Below are 17,864 nucleotides of genomic sequence, written 5' to 3' on the forward strand. Positions count from 1 at the left end.
TCCGCCGTCGCATTTTGGCCAAATGCGGGCGACATGCAGGGAACCGATTACGGATACTGTCGTTTCCCTACATTGAATTGAAATGAATTTAGTATCCACCGCCGCAGATAACTCATCCCTTCGGAAAGGCTGTTAAGGCAGATGCCGGAATCGTCTTCGTCGCACTCCCATTCAACCTCAACCGAGAATAAATCGTCAAAGCCGCCCAAAACGAATAGTCCGATGGAGCCGAAATCCACTGGGCAGGGCGGTTCTGATCAGATTCCGCCGGAACAGCCATCGCCGATCCGCGCGCTTTACAAGACGGAAGATGAGCTGCGCGTTCTGGCGAGCACCGTTGCCCGCGGGGAAGACATTCCGCTGCCGGGCTATCTGGCGTTTCCGTTCGATCAGCGCCTGTCCGAAAACGGCAAGCTGATCCTGCATGCCTATCGCGCGTCCGACGCCGCGTCGCGTGCCGGTGAGACGATTACGCCTGCCGCGCAATGGCTGCTCGATAACCATTACCAGATCGACAAGAATGTCCAGCAGGCACGCCGCGATCTGCCGCGCCGATTCATTCGCCAGTTGCCGCCTTACAAGGCTGTCGAAGGCATGCCGCGCATTTTCGCGCTGGCCTGGCTTTATGTCGCCCATACGGACAGCAATTTCTCGCTCAAAACCCTGACGGCCATCGTAAAGGGCTTTCAGGAAGTCGAGCCGCTGAAGATCGGTGAATTGTGGGCGCTGCCGTCCGCTGTTCGCTATTTCCTGATCGAAAATGCGCGCCGTCTGGCTCTGCGTGTTGATCGTGCGCGCCTGATGCGCAATCTCGCCAACACGGCCGCAGACCGCATTGTGGTCGCTGCCGACGGCGCGGAACTCGATGCGGTTCTGGCGCAATATGCGCAGGCCGCCCGCGACAGCACTTTCGCCACGCATCTTCTCTATCGTCTGCGTTCCGCCTCCACCGACACGACGGCTGCCGCAAGCTGGCTCGAACGGATTCTGGAACAGGAAGGCAGCAACCCGGAAGACGCCATCGTCGAGGAACATGCACGCCAGTCCACTGGCGGCGTGACGATGGGCAACGTCATTCGCAGCCTGAAATCCATCGACGACGTGGATTGGGAAACCTGGTTCGAAACGGTCAACGAGGTCGATGCGATCCTGCGCGACCACAGCGATTTCGAACTCTTGGATTTCCGCTCGCGCAATGCCTATCGCGTGACGATTGAAGAGCTCGCCCGCTATTCGGATATGAGCGAAATCGATATCACCTGGGCAGCGCTCAAGCTTGCCGAGGAAGGCCAGCGTGCCGAGCAGGCCGGTCATCCGGAAGCCGAAGGCAAGGGCTCCATCGCCTATTATCTGTCGGGCGACGGTCGCAGCGATCTTGAGAAAGTCTGTGGCTACAAGGCGCCGTTCGGCGTCAAGGCGCTGCGCTTTTATCGCGGGCTTGGACTTCTTGGGCTATTCATCCCGACGGCGATCTTCACGATCCTGATTCTGCTGCTCGTCAATTACTGCATGAGCCGTGCCGGTCTTTCGACCGATCTGCGCCTGCTGTTCACGCTGCTGGCGATCTTCCCGGCGATGGATGCCTCCTATTCGCTGTTCAATGCGCTGGTGCCGTGGTTCGTACAGCCGACGCGCCTGATCGGATTCGAATATAAGGAAGGCTTGCCTGAAGAAGCGCGCACGCTTGTCGCGGTGCCGACCTTCATCACCTCGCGTGATTCCATCGACGAGCAGATCCGCAATCTGGAAGTCCATTATCTCACCAATCCGCGCGGCGAGATCTATTTCGCGCTGGTCAGCGACTGGGTGGATGCGAAGCAGGAAATCAAGCCTGCGGACATGGAAATCTATGACTATGCGCGTGAGGAAATCGCTAAGCTCAACGAGCATTATACGGGCGGCGACCAGCCGCGCTTCTTCCTCATGCATCGCCGTCGCCTGTTCAACGACAAGCAGAATTGCTGGATGGGTTGGGAGCGCAAGCGCGGCAAGCTGCACGAGCTGAACCTGCTTCTGCGCGGCGATCAGGATACGAGCTTCTTCCCGCCGGATGAGCGTCTGCCGAAGGAAATCAAATATGTGATGACGCTGGACGCCGATACGCGTCTGACGCCGGAATCCGTCACCAATCTCGCTGGCAAGCTCAGCCATCCGCTGAACCGTCCGGTCATCGATGAAAAGACCGGCAAGGTTGTTCGCGGTTATGGCATTTTGCAGCCGCGCGTGACGCCGTCGCTGACGACGGGCGACGAGGCATCGTTCCTGCAACGCGTCTTCTCGGTCAATCGTGGCATAGACCCTTATGTCTTCGCGGTTTCCGACACCTATCAGGACCTGCTGGGCGAAGGCACATTTACCGGTAAGGGTCTTTACGACATCGACGCCTTTGAGGCGGCGCTGAAGGATCGCGTGCCGGAAAACACGCTTCTTAGCCACGATCTTCTCGAAGGCGGCTATGCCCGCGCTGCACTCGTCAGCGATGTTGAAGTCGTGGAAGATTATCCGACCGGCTATAATGTCGATGTGTCGCGCCACCATCGCTGGGCGCGTGGCGACTGGCAGCTTCTGCCATGGCTGTTTTCCACCAATCGCGGCGTCAGCGCCACGACGCGTTGGAAGATGGTGGACAATCTGCGCCGTTCGCTGAACCCGATCCTGTGGTTGCTTGCCGCCGTAATCGGCTGGAGCGTGCTGCCGCTTGGCGTTGCTGCCGTCTGGCAGGGCTTCCTGATCGTCAGCATGTTCGTCGCGCCGACTTTCGGCATCGTCACCAATCTGATCCCGGTGAATATGGATTATTCGCTGAAGGGACATGCGCAATCGGTGCTGACCGATATTGCACTGGGCACAGCGGATGTGGCGCTACGCACCACCTTCATCGCGCATTCGGCCTTCCTCATGGCCGATGCCATTGCGCGCACGGTCTATCGTCTGTTCGTTTCGCGCCGCAACCTCCTGGAATGGCGCACAGCGGCGCAGGCCAAGACCTCACCGGACACGCTGCTGTTCTATTTCCAGCTCATGTGGCCAGCCATGGCCATTGCTGGTCTGGCGATGTTCGTGCCTCTCGCAGCCGAAAGCCATGCCGCGCTGATCGCCGCTCCCTTTGCGGTGATCTGGTTCGTCTCGCCGCTGATCGCTTGGCTGGTCAGCCGTTCGGCCAAGCCGCAGGACACGCTCGAAGTTCTGTCATCCGACAAGTCTGATCTGCGCCGTTATGCGCGCCGGACTTGGCGTTATTTCGCCGAATTCGCGAATGATGAAAACCATCATCTGCCGCCGGATAACTTCCAGGAAGACCCGCTGCCGGTGCTGGCGCAGCGTACCTCTCCGACCAATATCGGCGTCTATCTTCTGTCGATTGTCGCAGCCCGCGATTTCGGCTGGATTGGCTTCGACGAAACGGTGGAGCGTGTCGAGGCGACCGTCAATACGCTGGAGAAGATGGAGAAGTATCAGGGCCATCTCTACAACTGGTATGAGACCAACACGCTGACGCCGATGCGCCCGCTTTATGTGTCGGCGGTGGATAGCGGCAATCTCGCCGGCCATCTGGTGACATTGTCTTCGGCGCTCGAAGAATGGGCCGAAGCGCCATCCGTCTATGTGCAGGGCGACCTCGACGGTATCCTCGATGTCAACGACATCCTTGAGGAAACCATCGCGAGTATCCCGGACGACCGCCGCATCCTGCGTCCGCTGCGCCGCCGTCTGGAAGAGCGTATCGCCAATTTCCGCCGCGCCGTGCGCACCATCAAGGAAGAGCCGGAAACGGCATCCTTCCGCACGATCAACCTGTCGCTTTTCGCCAATGATATCGTGCGTCTGATGGAAGAACTCGACAGCGAGATCGAGACGCCCGCCAGCGCCGAGGCCAAGGAATGGGCGCGTATTCTGGTCGATACCTGCCAGGCGCACACCGATGACGCCATGGGCGAACGCGACACCGACGCGCTGCGCGAGCGCCTGCGCGATCTCGCAACCCGTTCGCGTCAGCTGGCCTTCGATATGCAGTTCGGCTTCCTTGAGCGGAAGGAACGTCGCCTTCTGTCGATCGGTTTCCGCGTGCAGGAAAACGAACTGGACGAAAGCTGCTACGATCTTCTGGCTTCCGAAGCCCGTCTGGCGAGCCTCTTCGCCATCGCCAAGGGCGACGTGCCGGTCGAGCATTGGTTCAAGCTGGGCCGTCTACTGGTGCCGGTGGGCTGGAAGGGCGCTCTGCTCTCCTGGTCCGGCTCGATGTTCGAATATCTGATGCCGCCGCTGGTCATGTCCGAGCCGCTCGGTTCGTTGCTCGACCAGACCAACAAACTCGTGGTGCAACGTCAGATCGACTATGCGACCTCGCGCGGTCTGCCATGGGGTATTTCCGAAGCGGCGTTCAATGCGCGTGACGCGCATATGAACTACCAGTATTCCAACTTCGGCGTGCCTAATCTGGGCTTGCAGCGCGGCCTGTCGCGCAATGCGGTTATCGCGCCTTATGCGAGCCTGCTTGCGTCGCAATATCAGCCAGCGGCTGCCGTCGCCAACCTCAAGCGTCTGGCCAAGCTTGGCGCGCTGGGCCGCTATGGCTTCCACGATTCCGTGGACTTCACCCCGTCGCGTGTTCGCGAAGGCGAAACCTGCGCGGTCGTGAAGAACTATTATGCCCACCATCATGGTATGGCGATCATCGCGGTCAACAATGTGATCTTCGAAGGCCGCATGCGCGAGCGTTTCCACTCCGATCCGGTGATCGAAGCCGCCGAACTCCTGTTGCAGGAAAAGGCGCCGCGCGAAATCCCGATGATTTACGCCAAGACAGAAAATCCGATGCGCGTGGATTCGGGCGGTTTCGACGATGCACCGATGCGCATCATCGACAAGCCGTTCAAGGCGCCGCGCACCACGCATATGATGTCGAACGGCCAATATGCGCTGATGGTCACGGCCAATGGTTCCGGCTACAGCCGCTGGCACAATTGGGATATCACCCGTTTCCACGCCGATGCGTCGGAAGACCTTCAGGGTTCCTTCCTGTTCCTGCGGGATATGGAAAGCGGCTATTGGTGGTCGGCGACCGGCGAGCCGGTGCGCAACCCGGAAGAAGAAACCAAGACCGTCTTCACCGAAGACAAGGCGGAATTCTACAAGACCGCCGGCGATATCAAGACGGTCATGGAAGTGATCGTCTCGTCGGAATATGACGGTGAGGGCCGCAGGCTCGACATCATCAACACCTCGGCGCGTGACCGCATCATCGAAGTCACGTCCTATGAGGAACTGGTGCTGACCGACAAGGACAGCGATGCCGCCCATCCGGCCTTTGCCAAGATGTTCGTCGAAACCGAAATCGCCGATAACGGTTCGACCATCTATGCCAAGCGCCGCAAGCGCGCGCCGTCCGACCCGGATATCCATGTTGCGCATTTCGTCACCGATCTGACTGGCGCTGTGCGTGAAACCGAGGTCGAAACCGACCGCCGCGCCTTCATCGGTCGTGGCCGCAGCCTGCGTGATGCGATTGCCTTCGAGCCGGGTGCGAAATTTAGCGGCAGCCAGGGCTGCGTGCTCGATCCGATTGCATCGGTGCGCACCCGTGTCCGCGTACCGGCACACAAGAAGGTGAGCCTCGTTTTCTGGACCTTCGCCGGTGGCAGCCGCGATGCGGTGGAACATGCCGTGGCGATGCATCGCCATCCGGAAAGCTTTGCCCGCGAATATTCGCTGTCCTGGACCAGCTCGCAGGTGCAGCTCTACCATATTGGTATCAAGCCGGCGGAAGCTGCCGATTACCAGAAGGTCGCGGCCTATCTGCTCTATCCCGAGCGGACCTTGCGCCAGCCGCCGGAAACCATCGCCAGCGGTCTCGGCAAACAGTCCGATCTGTGGCCGATGTCGATTTCCGGCGATTATCCGATCTTCGCATTGCGGATCGACAACGAAGCCGATCTCGAAGTGCTGCGCGGCGTGTTGCGCGCACAGGAATATTGGCGCTCGAAGGGCCTCACCGTCGATGTGGTGGCGGTCAACGAACGCGCCTTCTCCTATGCGCAGGATACGCAGCGCGCCATCGACTGGATCGTGGAAGGTTTCCGCGCCCGTGGCGGCGGGCAGCCGCATATCTTCGCGGTGCGCCGCGACCAGATGAGCGACGAAAGCTACAACACGCTCCTGGCTTCTGCCCGTATCGTCATGCATGCGCAGAACGGCTCGCTGGCCGAACAATTGCGCCGCAGCGAGGAAATCACCGTCGATCTCGCCGCCCGCGATGCCAAGTCGGCGACCAATGGTCAGGCGGCGGCACAGGGTCTCGGTGCTGCCGGACTTGCGCCTGTCGCCATCGAACGTGGCGTCGGCGGTACGGAAGAACGCCGTCCGGTCGTCAAGCCGAAGGTCACCAATCGTCCGGCTCCGTCGGGCGACGATCTCCAGTTCTGGAACGGTTATGGCGGTTTTGCGGAGGATGGCAGCTATGTGGTGCGGGTCAATGGCCTCACCAACACGCCCCATCCGTGGATCAATGTCATCGCCAATCCGTCCTTCGGTTTCCATGTCTCGGCGGAAGGTTCGGCCTTCACCTGGGCTGGCAACAGCCGCGACTATCAGTTGACCCCATGGGCCAACGATCCGGTCACCAACCGTCCGGGCGAGGCGATCTATATCCTCGACCGCGAAACGGGCCGCACCTTCGCGCCAACGTCGAATGTGCTGCGCGACGAGGCGGTGACTTACGAAGCCCGCCACAGCCATGGCTACAGCACTTTCGCCGCACAGCATGGCGAACTGGCGCTGGAACTGACCCATATCGTCGATGCCGACAAGCCGGTGCGCCTGTCGCGCCTGACAGTGACCAACAAGGGCCGCTCCAAGCGCAAGCTGCGCGCTTATGGTTACGTCGAATGGGTGCTGGGCAATGCCCGCGCCAAGAACGTGCCGTTCATCGTGCCGTCGCATGATGATGAACTGGGTGCGCTCTTTGCGGGCAACCCGTATCATCCCGACAAATCGGGCCAGATCGCCTTCTTTGCAGCGACTGAAAAGCCACAATCGGTGACGGCTGATCGCAGCGAGTTCATCGGCACCACCGGTTCGGTGGACAGGCCGGAAGTCGTGCTTGCAGGCAAGGCGCTCTCCAACACGGTGGAAGCCGGACGCGATCCGTGCGCGGCGCTTGCGCTCGACATCGAGGTCGGTCCTGGCGAAAGCCGCGAATTGGTGTTCCTGCTCGGCAATGCCGCCGATCAGGTGCAGGCGAAAAAGCTGATTTCCGACGCCCGCACCGCGTCTTTCGAGGACAAGCTGCAGGCGGCGAAGAACCAGTGGGAAACGCTCTTCAATCGCGTGCAGGTGAAGACGCCTGATCCGGCCTTCGATCTTCTGGTCAATGGCTGGTTGCCTTATCAGGCGATTGCCTGCCGCATCTGGGCGCGTGCCGCTTTCTATCAGGCCAGCGGCGCCTTCGGCTTCCGCGACCAGTTGCAGGACACGCTGTCGCTGCTGCTCGTCGATCCGACGCTCGCCCGCGCGCAGATCCTCAATGCCGCATCGCGCCAGTTCCCGGAAGGCGATGTCCAGCATTGGTGGCTGCCCGCCACGGGTGCCGGTGTGCGCACGCTGATTTCGGACGATGTGGTCTGGCTCGGCTATGGCACCTCGCTTTATGTCGAGACGACGGGCGACCGCTCGATCCTCGATGAAAAGCTGCCATTCCTCGTCGGACGCAAGCTGGAGACAAGCGAACATGATGCCTTCTATGAGCCGGAAATCTCCAAGGACACGGCAAGCCTTTACGAGCATTGCGCGCTGGCGCTCGACCTTGCGGTCGACCGCACCGGCAAGCATGGTCTGCCGCTGATCCTCGGCGGCGACTGGAACGACGGCATGAACCTTGTCGGTGTGAAGGGCGAAGGCGAAAGCGTGTGGCTCGGCTGGTTCCTGGCCTATACGCTGCGCCAGTTCATCCCGATTGCCGAAGCGCGCAAGGATAATGTTCGCGTTGATATCTGGAAAGCGCATCTGGACAGCCTGACGGCGGCGCTCGACCGCGACGGCTGGGATGGCGAATGGTATCGTCGTGGCTTCTACGACAATGGCGCGCCGCTTGGTTCGAAAGACAGCGACGAATGCCAGATCGACGCCATCGCGCAATCCTGGAGCGTGTTGTCCGGTGTGGCAGATCCAAAGCGCGCCGAACAGGCGATGGCTTCGCTCCAAAAACGTCTGCTGGATGAGGAGGGCGAACTGCTTCGCCTATTCACGCCGCCTTTCGACAAGACCGTGCAGGAGCCGGGTTACATCAAGGGCTATCCGCCCGGCGTTCGCGAGAACGGCGGTCAGTACACCCATGGCGCAACCTGGGCCATTCTGGCGCTGGCCCGCATGGGCAAGACAGCGGAAGCCTGGCGTCTGTTCTCGCTGATCAGCCCGGTCAATCATGGCCGCAACCCGGACACCTACCGTGTTGAACCTTATGTGATCGCAGCCGACATCTATTCCGTCGAGCCGCGTCGCGGGCAGGGCGGCTGGACCTGGTATACGGGTTCGGCAGGCTGGTTCTACCGCGTGGCGACCGAGGGTATCCTCGGTGTGACAAAGCGTGGAGACAGGCTGCATCTTGATCCGGCATTGCCGCCGGAATGGGACGGCTATGAAGCCGAGCTTCGCTTCGGCGAGGCGCTCTACCGGGTCAAGGTTGTCGCTGGTGCTAAGGATAAGGCGATCAAGCTCAACGGACGCAAGGTCGGCAAACCGGACGAAGGCGTGCCGATCAAGCCGGATGGCGAACATGAAATTGTGGTAGAGCTTCCCAAACAGAAGTGAACCGATTAAAAAGGCGGGTGAAAACCCGCCTTTTGCACGACTCAGGCTAAGTAGAATTAGCCCTAGTGCCATCGGATACTTGTTGTTTGCTGGAGGCCGTGATGGCCAGAACTGATATCGCGCGCCGCGTCTATAACCATGCCTGGAAGCTCGATCCTATTATCCGCAGCCTGCTGGATACGGATTTCTACAAGCTACTGATGCTCCAGATGATCTGGGGCCTCTATCCCAAGGTGGACGCGACCTTCTCGCTCATCAATCGCACGACCTCTGTGCGCCTCGCCGACGAGATCGAAGAAGGCGAGCTGCGCGCGCAGCTTGATCATGCGCGCACGCTGCGCTTCTCCAAAAAGGAAATGATCTGGCTGGCGGGTAACACCTTCTATGGCCGCAAGCAGATTTTCCAGCCGGAATTCCTGGCATGGCTGCATGATTTCCAGCTGCCGGAATATGAGCTTCGTCGCAAGGACGGGCAGTACGAGCTGCATTTCCACGGGCCGTGGTCTCACACATCGATGTGGGAAATTCCAGCGCTTGCCATCATCAACGAACTGCGTTCGCGCGCGGCGATGAAGAACCTCGGGCCGTTTTCGCTCGATGTGCTCTATGCCCGCGCCAAAGCCAAGATGTGGAGCAAGGTGGAACGGCTGCGCCTGCTGCCGGATCTGAAGATTTCCGACTTCGGCACCCGCCGTCGCCATTCCTTCCTGTGGCAGCGCTGGTGCGTGGAGGCGCTGAAGGAGGGCATCGGCGATTCCTTTACCGGCACCAGCAACGTGCTTCTGGCGATGGATACCGACCTTGAAGCGCTCGGCACCAACGCGCATGAATTGCCGATGGTGCTGGCCGCACTCGCCAAGACCGACGAGGAACTGCGCAGCGCGCCCTATCGCGTGTTGCAGGACTGGAACCGTTATTATGGCGGCAATCTGCTGATTGTTCTGCCGGACGCTTTCGGCACCGCGGCCTTCCTGCGCAATGCGCCGGACTGGGTTGCCGACTGGACGGGTTTTCGTCCCGACAGCGCCCCGCCCGTCGAAGGCGGCGAACGCATCATCGAATGGTGGAAATCACGCGGAAAAGACCCGCGTGAAAAGCTGCTCATTTTCTCCGATGCGCTGGATGTCGATACGATCGAAGACACCTATCGCCATTTCGAAGGTCGTGTGCGCATGAGCTTCGGCTGGGGCACAAACCTCACCAATGATTTCATGGGTTGCGCGCCGAAGAACATCGAAGGGCTGAATGCCATTTCGCTGGTCTGTAAGGTCACGGATGCCAATGGTCATCCGGCGGTCAAGCTTTCCGACAATCCGCAGAAAGCGACGGGCGACCCGAAGGAAGTGGCGCGATATCTCAAATTCTTCGGCAATGAGGAAAGAGTGGAGCAGCTCGTCAGAGTTTAAACGTCAGCGGATATTCGGGTTCTGGTGGCCTGCAAATACCGCTCTTCTGCGCTTCCGGTGCTCACGTACCTTTAAGTACGCTGCGCGCCGGTTCTCGAAGAACGGCATTTTCGTCTCACCATAACGCCGAATCTCCACTGACGTTACGAGCCGCGTTTTACCGCTATTCCATCAGCCGTGCTGTGCCGGAAAGGCGGATTGATCCGCCGCGTTCCGTGCCGATCTGGGCGCGAAGATGCGACGGACTGCCCATATCCTCGCCCTGAAACACTTCGATCTCGCCGCCATGCGGCCAGCCGATATCGCGCAGATAGGCGGCAAAGGCCGCCGTGGAAGCGCCCGTCGCCGGGTCTTCATAGACGCCACCAGCGGCAAACGGGTTGCGGCTATGGAAGCGTTGCGGCGTTTCCGAATGGATCAGCAGGATGGTCGTCCAACCCTGCCGCTTCATCATTACACGGCCACGCGCCAGATCATAATGCATCGAAGCAAGCTTCTCGCGTGAGCGCAGCGGCAACAGGATATGGTCCGCGCCCGCATGGATCAGCGCCGGCGGAATGCCCGGCGCGAGATCGTCCTTGTCGTAGCTGAACAGCGAGAGTGCCTGCTCCACCTCAACCTCTGCGGCGGCACGGTTGCGCGTCGGCGGCGATTGCAGGCTGGCGGCGAACAACTCGCCTTCCTTGCGGCCGTCCACGCTGATGGTGCTGTTATTGAGCTTCAGGTTGAAATGTCCGTCGCCCATGCGCATGGCCAGCGCTGCACCGAGCGCAATGGTGGCATGGCCGCAGAACGGCACTTCCATTTCTGGTGCGAAATAACGCACGCGCCAGCTTTCGCCGTCCGGCGCGGCGAAAGCCGTTTCAGAAAACCCCACCTCCTTGGCGATTTTCTGCATTTCCTCTGGAGAGGGGAGGCGGTCCGCAATCAGCACACCTGCTGGGTTGCCGCCCTGATTGCCTTGTGAGAAGGCTGCGATGCGCAAGACGTCCACTGAATTGTCCTTCGCCATATTCGATTCTCTCCCACCCACTCCCTATAGAAGGCGGGAATTGAGTCGGGTCAATGGCGTAGGTTAGAAGGCGCTGTCTTATCTGTAGATGACGGAATCAATCGCGCATTTCTGCGGCCCATGGCGGGTTTGCGCCCGCGCGGGAAACGGTGACGGCAGCAGCCCGGACGCCGAGCGCGACGGAGGCGTGAATCTGGTCGTCGTTCAGAGTTGCGATGGCCGCCTTGTTGAGCAAGCCCTGATTGTGCAGGCTGACGAGAATGCCCGCATTGACCGTATCGCCCGCGCCAACCGTGTCCACGACATCAACTTTGACGCCCGGCACACGCACCGTTGCATGGGCCGTATAGGCATCGGCCCCATGGGCGCCCTTGGTGATGACAATCAGCTTTGGACCGAGCTTCAGCCATTCGGCGGCGATTTCGTCATGGCTGCCATGTTCACCAAACCAGTTGAGATCTTCGTCCGACAGTTTCACGATATCGGCCAGCGCGATCATGCGTTTCATGCGCGCCAGATGCTTCTCGCGGTCGGTGATGAAACCGGCGCGGATATTGGGATCGAGGAACATGACCCGCTTTTTAGCTTCACGGGTCATCAGCGCTTCATAGACGCTGCCGCATGGCTCGGAAATCAGGCTGATGCAGCCAAACAGCATGGCGTCGATGCTTTCATCCACGAAAGGCATGTCGCTTTCGGAAAGCATGCGGCCAGCCGTATTCTCGTCGTAGAAAGCATAGCGCGCCTGACCGTCCACGAGGCGGACGAAGGCAAGCGTCGTCGGGCGATCCGAAATGGCGGCAAAGGAATAATCGACATTGGAGCGCGCCAGCGTGTCACGCAGCACTTCGCCGAAGAAATCCGAGGAAATGCCGGAGAAGAAGCCTGTCGGCACGCCAAGTCGACCAAGCGCTATGGCCGAATTGAAAACCGAACCGCCCGCAAAAGGCACGAAGGCCGTTTCGCCGGTCGCGGCTTCGCGTGGCAGCATGTCGATCAGGGCTTCACCGCAACAAAGGATCATGGTTCGGTCTACTGTTGAATTGGGTTTTAAATCGATTGAAGGCAGCTAAACAAAAAGCGCAGTGTTTTTCAACAGCCGCGCTTTGCATTTGTTAGACGTGCTGGCCGCCATTGATATGGATTTCCGATCCTGTGACATAGGATGAAGCCTCAGTGCACAGGAAGTAGATGGTTTCCGCGACTTCCGAGGTTTTGCCAAGGCGGCGCATGGGCAATTGTTCCACCAGCTTTTCTGTGCCCGGCGACAGGATCGCCGTGTCGATTTCGCCCGGCGCAATGGCGTTGACGCGGATGCCGTAGGGGCCGAAATCCGAGGCCATTTCGCGGGTCAGCGAGGAAAGCGCTGCTTTCGACGTGGCATAAGCGGTGCCTGCAAAGGGGTGAACACGGCTGCCTGCAATGGAGGTCACATTGACGACCGAACCCTGCGCGGCTTCCAGTTCCTTGAACAGACCACGCGCCAGCATGATCGGGGCCATGAAATTGACCTGAAACACGTCGCGCCACACGGCCATCGGCGTTTCAATCGAATTCAGGCGGCGTCCGCCCTGTGCTTTCGGCGAAATGCCTGCATTGTTGACGAGCGCATGCAGCTTGCTGCCATTGGCTTCAAGGCGACGGCGGATTTCGGCAATCGCCTTGCCGACGTCTTCCTGATCGGCCAGATCGACCTTGATATGGTCTTCCGGTCCGGCGGGCCATGGGCAATTATCGGAAAAATCCTGCCGCGAGCAGGTAATCACGCGCCAGCCTGCACGCGAAAAACGCTTGACGGTCGCATGGCCGATACCGCGGCTGGCGCCGGTCAGAACCAGTGTCTTGCGCTCTTCGTCAACCTTCGGGGTTTCAGATGGGGACGCGTCTGTTTTGGTCATTTGGGTCATGGAAAACCTCGCTCTCAAATCTTGAATAGACCATGCCGCTCAAGATTTCGAGGGGAATTAGCAATTGCGTGCAGAAGGTGCTTCACTTGATCGCGACTGCGGGAGCGGACTGTCATCCACTCCCGCATTTCTTGCAAATCTCTACTGCGAATTGCCCATGATGATGTCAAGCAACGTGGTGGAGCCACCCTGCCGTCGCTGCGGCTGCTGCACCGGCTGGCCACCGACCTCGCCGGGTGGCATCGGGCGGTAGGTGTCGTTATACCCGCCGGATGCGTTGCCCTGCGGCCCCGGCGCATTCACAGGATAAGCGCCTTCCGGTGCAGCCTGCTGGATGTCGTTGCGCGTGGTGGTTTCCGGCGCTGGCGGCCAGTAACCATCGTCGCCATTTCCAGCCATCGGCTGATCGCCATAGCCGCCCTGTGGCATCATGTTGGGATCGTAAGGCGCATTCGGGTCCATGCCGTCGCTGCCGCCGGGTACGACATTCTGGATGTCGTAATGGCCGGGCAGTTCGGAGATGGGCACGCCCTTGTGCGCTTCCTGCATAAAGCTTTTCCAGGCGGCAACGGGCAAGGTCGAGCCGAAGACGCGCTTCATGCCCTTGCCATCGTCATTGCCGAACCAGACGCCAGTGGTGAGATTGGATGTGTAGCCGACGAACCATGCGTCGCGGAAATTCTGGCTGGTGCCGGTTTTCCCCGCTGCGGGCCAGCCGCCAAAGGCCGCCTTGCGCGCCGTGCCGTCCTCGACGGTTCGCCGCAACATGGCATTCATCATCCCGACATTGCGCTCGTCGATGACACGCGGGCCAATGGCGTCATCTTTCTGGTAAAGCACCTTGCCATCGGCATCCGTCACCTTGGTGATGAAATAGACCGGCGCGCGATAGCCGCCATTGGCAAAAGGCACATAGGCATCGGCCAGTTCGAGAAGGGTCACTTCCGAGGTGCCAAGCGCCAGCGAAGCGTTGGGCTCAAGCTTCGATTGCACGCCAAGACGGTGCGCGGTATCCACCACGGTCTGCGGGCCGACTTCCATCACAAGCTGGGCGGAAACCGAGTTGAGCGAGTGCGACAGCGCGGTCGCCAGCGTCACTTCGCCCATATATTTGCCGTTGTCGTTGCTGGGCGTCCACTTGCCGATGCGCACCGGCGCATCGTTGCGCACCGAATCCGGTGTGCGGCCCTGTTCCAGCGCCGAAAGATAGACGAACGGCTTGAAGGAGGATGCAGGCTGACGGCGCGCATCGGTCACGCGGTCAAACTGGCTGGCGGCATAATCGACGCCACCGACCATGGCGCGCACCGCGCCAGTGCCGTCGATGGAAACGAGAGCACCCTGGCTCACATTCATTTTCTTGCCGCTTTGGGAAATCTGGTCCTTGATCGCGTCTTCGCCTGCCGATTGCAGGCCGAGATCGATGGTCGTTTCCACCGTGATATCGGTCTTTGCCTCACCGATCAGCGCCGGCAATGCCGACACGACCTTGTCGGCGACATAGTTTTCCGAACCCTGCCAGAAGGATGGCGCGCGGGTCGGCGGTTCGCTTTCGGCGATCGCCAGTTGCCTGTCGTCGATCATGCCTTCTTCGCGCATGGCACCCAGCACCAGCTTGGCGCGGGCGGCGGCGGCTTCCGGATCGCGGGCGGGCGACAGGCGGGACGGGGCTTTGAGAAGGCCAGCCAGCGTGGCGGCTTCCATCAGGTTCACATCCTTGGCCGACTTGTTGAAATAGCGCCGCGAAGCCGCGTCGACGCCATAGGCGCCCGAACCGAGATAGACCCGGTTCAGATACATCTCCAGAATCTGTTCCTTGGTGTATTTATGCTCAAGCCACACGGCGAGCATCACTTCCTGTACCTTGCGTTCCAGCGTGCGGTCAGGTGACAGGAACAGGTTTTTGGCGAGCTGCTGTGTCAGCGTCGAACCGCCCTGCACGGCGCGGCCTGAAACAACATTGGTCACAATTGCGCGGGCAAGGCCGATCGGGTCGATGCCGAAATGCGAAAAGAAACGCCGGTCTTCAATGGCGACAACCGCCTTTGGAATGAAGGCCGACATTTCATGCAGACCCACAGCCTCGCCACCTGTGGTGCCGCGATTGGCAATCAGCTTTCCGCTAACATCGACAATGCGCACATTGGGTGGACGGTCGGGAATTTCCCAATCCGTCGTCGGCGGCATCTTGGCTGCAAAATAGACGAGCACACCGGCAAGGCCGATGCCGCCCCACAGGCCGAGCACGAAGCACCAGTAGATCGCGCGGCGCAGAAAGCCGAAGAAGCCGCGCGGCTTCGCCTTGCCGCGGCGTGCTGCACGCGGTTCGCGATCCCGGGACGGGGCCCGTTTGCGTTGCTGCGAGCGCGCCATACGCTCCTCCTCATCGACACGGAAATCGTCCTCGTCAGTCCTCTTCTCTTCTTTGCCGAAAGAGGGGTCGATGCGTCCGTTCCTGTCGTCTCGCGATGCCATAGTCTGCCTAAGTTACCCACCTGCGCGCCGGTCCGTTATGCGTGCGAACCGATCATTTTCCAAAATTAATCTGCATTGCCGTCATGTTATTCAGCCAATGCGAAGAAGGGTCTACCCGGTGCAGGGTAAATGCGGCGGTTTAAAGGGACGTAAATCGCCGGTTAATAAAAAGCCCGCCATGCGGCGGGCTTTTCCAGTTTTACGAACAGCTTACTCGCTGCGAGGCTTTTTGCTATAGCCGCCTTCGGACTTCTTCGGGCCTTTTTTGAAGCCGTCACCGCGAGGCTTGTCACCCCAGGATTTTTCGCCACGCGGCTTGTCGCCCCATGACTTTTCCCCACGTGGCTTGTCGCCCCAAGGCTTGTCTCCGCGCGGCTTGTCGCCCCAGGATTTCTCGCCATAAGACTTTTCAACACGCGGCCTGAAGCTCTTGCTTTCGCGGCGTCCGGCATCTTCACCGGCGCCAGCAACCGCAGGACGGATCACCAGACCCTTTTCGCCCGTGCCGCGCTCGGCAACCGACTGACGGAATTCATCGGCCTTCGATGCGGCGATTTCAAAGCGGGTTTCGCCGTCGAGGATCTTGATCGAGCCGACATCGCGCTTCGACACGTCGCCAGCCTTGCAGATCAGCGGCAGCAGCCACTTCGGATCGGCGCGGTGCTTTCGACCAGCCGAAACCGAGAACCAGACGCCATCGAAATGCGCATTGCGGTCGAAGCGTTCGCCCGGTTCGCCGCGTTCTCCACGATCAAAACGGTCGTTACGCTCGAAACGATCGCCGCGGTCAGAACGTTCGCGCGGTTTCTTGCCGCCAACCGGATGAACCGGCGCGTCCGACACTTCTTCCGGTGCAGGCGCCAGCGACAATTCGCGATTGAGATAGGCGGCAGCCAGCTGTTCCGGCGTGTAACGCTCCAGAAGCGCTTTCAGCACGTCCTGATGTTCTTCCTCAACCGGCTGGCCAAATGCCTCGGCATTGAGAATGCGTTCGTTGTTTTTGGCCTGAACGGCGGCAATGCCCGGCGCAGGGATGGTCTGCGCGTCGAGCTTCGCCATATGCAGAAGGCGCTCGGCGGAACGGCGGCGCGAGAACGGCACGACCAGCACGCAGGTGCCCTTGCGACCGGCGCGACCGGTACGGCCCGAACGGTGCAGCATGGTTTCAGGATTGTTCGGCAGATCGGCATGGATAACCAGATCGAGATTCGGCAGATCGATACCGCGTGCGGCAACGTCGGTCGCCACGCAAACGCGGGCGCGACCATCGCGCATGGCCTGCAGCGCATTGTTGCGCTCGGCCTGGCTCAGTTCGCCCGAAAGCGCCACCACTGCAAAGCCGCGATTGGAAAGGCGGCTTGCCATGTGCTTTACCGCTTCACGGGTTGAGCAGAAGATGATCGAGTTCTGTGAATCGTAATAAAGCAGCGTGTTGATGATCGCGTGGTCGCGCTCATGCGGCGGAACCGGCATGGCGACGTAATCGATATCGGCGTGCTGGCTGGTTTCGCTCTGCACGGTGAGGCGCAGCGCATTGTTCTGGAAACGCTTGGCGAGCTGCGCGATGGGCTTCGGCACGGTTGCCGAGAACATCAGCGTGCGGCGGTCTTCCGGCGCTTCACCGAGGATGAATTCGAGGTCTTCGCGAAAACCCATGTCGAGCATTTCGTCGGCTTCGTCGAGCACGACGACGCGCAGCGCAGACATGTCCAGCGCTGAGCGGGTGATATGGTCGCGCAGGCGGCCCGGCGTACCAACGACGATATGGCTGCCACGCTCCAGCGCACGGCGCTCGGTGCGGATATCCATGCCGCCAACGCAGGATGCAATGCGCGCGCCGGTATCGGCATAAAGCCATTCCAGCTCGCGGCGCACCTGAAGCGCCAGTTCGCGCGTCGGCGCGATGATCATGGCAAGCGGCGCACCCGCTTCGCCGAAGCGAAGCTCGTCTTCCAGAATGGTGTTGGCCATGGAGAGACCGAAGGCAACGGTCTTGCCGGAACCGGTCTGGGCGGAAACGAGAAGGTCGGAATCAAGGGTTTCAGGCGCCAGCACGGCGTTCTGAACGGCGGTGAGGGTATTATAACCGCGAGCGGCAAGAGCTCCGGACAGGGCCGGAGCGATGGTTTCGGGCAGAGACATGGACAACTTTCACAAAAGCTTCACAAGTCGCAAACCCATTGGCCGTAAACCTAACGTTCACGGCTCCCCTGGCGACCACCGAAGCAACAGAATTGCCGCTTCCCTATAGGGTTCAGG

General features: G+C 60.2%; 7 protein-coding genes. 2 read left to right on the forward strand and 5 right to left on the reverse strand.

The genetic code is table 11. The annotated features are described in order from the left end of the window. Positions 1-222: 222 nt before the first annotated feature. Together ABWW11_RS02135 and pncB are read left to right on the forward strand one after the other, a co-directional pair. Entirely contained in the window at positions 223-8,805 is an 8,583-nt protein-coding gene (locus tag ABWW11_RS02135) for a glycoside hydrolase family 94 protein (protein ID WP_413464709.1), read from the forward strand. 101 nt (positions 8,806-8,906) lie between these two features. Continuing rightward, a complete protein-coding gene (gene pncB, locus ABWW11_RS02140; protein WP_109368146.1) occupies positions 8,907-10,211 on the forward strand; it encodes a nicotinate phosphoribosyltransferase in 1,305 nt (434 codons plus the stop codon). Between the two features lie 163 nt (positions 10,212-10,374). On the opposite strand, the gene ABWW11_RS02145 is transcribed toward pncB, so the two are convergent. The 5 genes from ABWW11_RS02145 to ABWW11_RS02165 form a co-directional block, all read right to left on the reverse strand. After that, on the reverse strand, positions 10,375-11,205 hold the full coding sequence (locus ABWW11_RS02145; RefSeq protein WP_109370143.1) for a PhzF family phenazine biosynthesis protein: 831 nt from the start codon (positions 11,203-11,205) through the stop codon (positions 10,375-10,377). Between the two features lie 115 nt (positions 11,206-11,320). Continuing rightward, on the reverse strand, positions 11,321-12,247 hold the full coding sequence (locus tag ABWW11_RS02150) for a carbohydrate kinase family protein (protein ID WP_109368147.1): 927 nt from the start codon (positions 12,245-12,247) through the stop codon (positions 11,321-11,323). 91 nt (positions 12,248-12,338) lie between these two features. Continuing rightward, on the reverse strand, positions 12,339-13,130 hold the full coding sequence (locus ABWW11_RS02155) for an SDR family NAD(P)-dependent oxidoreductase (protein ID WP_109368148.1): 792 nt from the start codon (positions 13,128-13,130) through the stop codon (positions 12,339-12,341). A gap of 141 nt (positions 13,131-13,271) precedes the next feature. After that, positions 13,272-15,605 carry a transglycosylase domain-containing protein gene (locus ABWW11_RS02160; RefSeq protein WP_109368149.1) on the reverse strand — a complete coding sequence of 778 codons (2,334 nt, stop codon included), beginning with the start codon at positions 15,603-15,605 and terminating at the stop codon, positions 13,272-13,274. A gap of 210 nt (positions 15,606-15,815) precedes the next feature. Further along, positions 15,816-17,747: a DEAD/DEAH box helicase gene (locus ABWW11_RS02165; RefSeq protein ID WP_109368150.1), complete on the reverse strand. Its 1,932-nt coding sequence runs from the start codon at positions 17,745-17,747 to the stop codon at positions 15,816-15,818. Positions 17,748-17,864: the final 117 nt, after the last annotated feature.

The sequence above is a fragment of the Brucella sp. NBRC 113783 genome (assembly GCF_040372265.1).
GTDB lineage: Bacteria > Pseudomonadota > Alphaproteobacteria > Rhizobiales > Rhizobiaceae > Brucella > Brucella teleogrylli.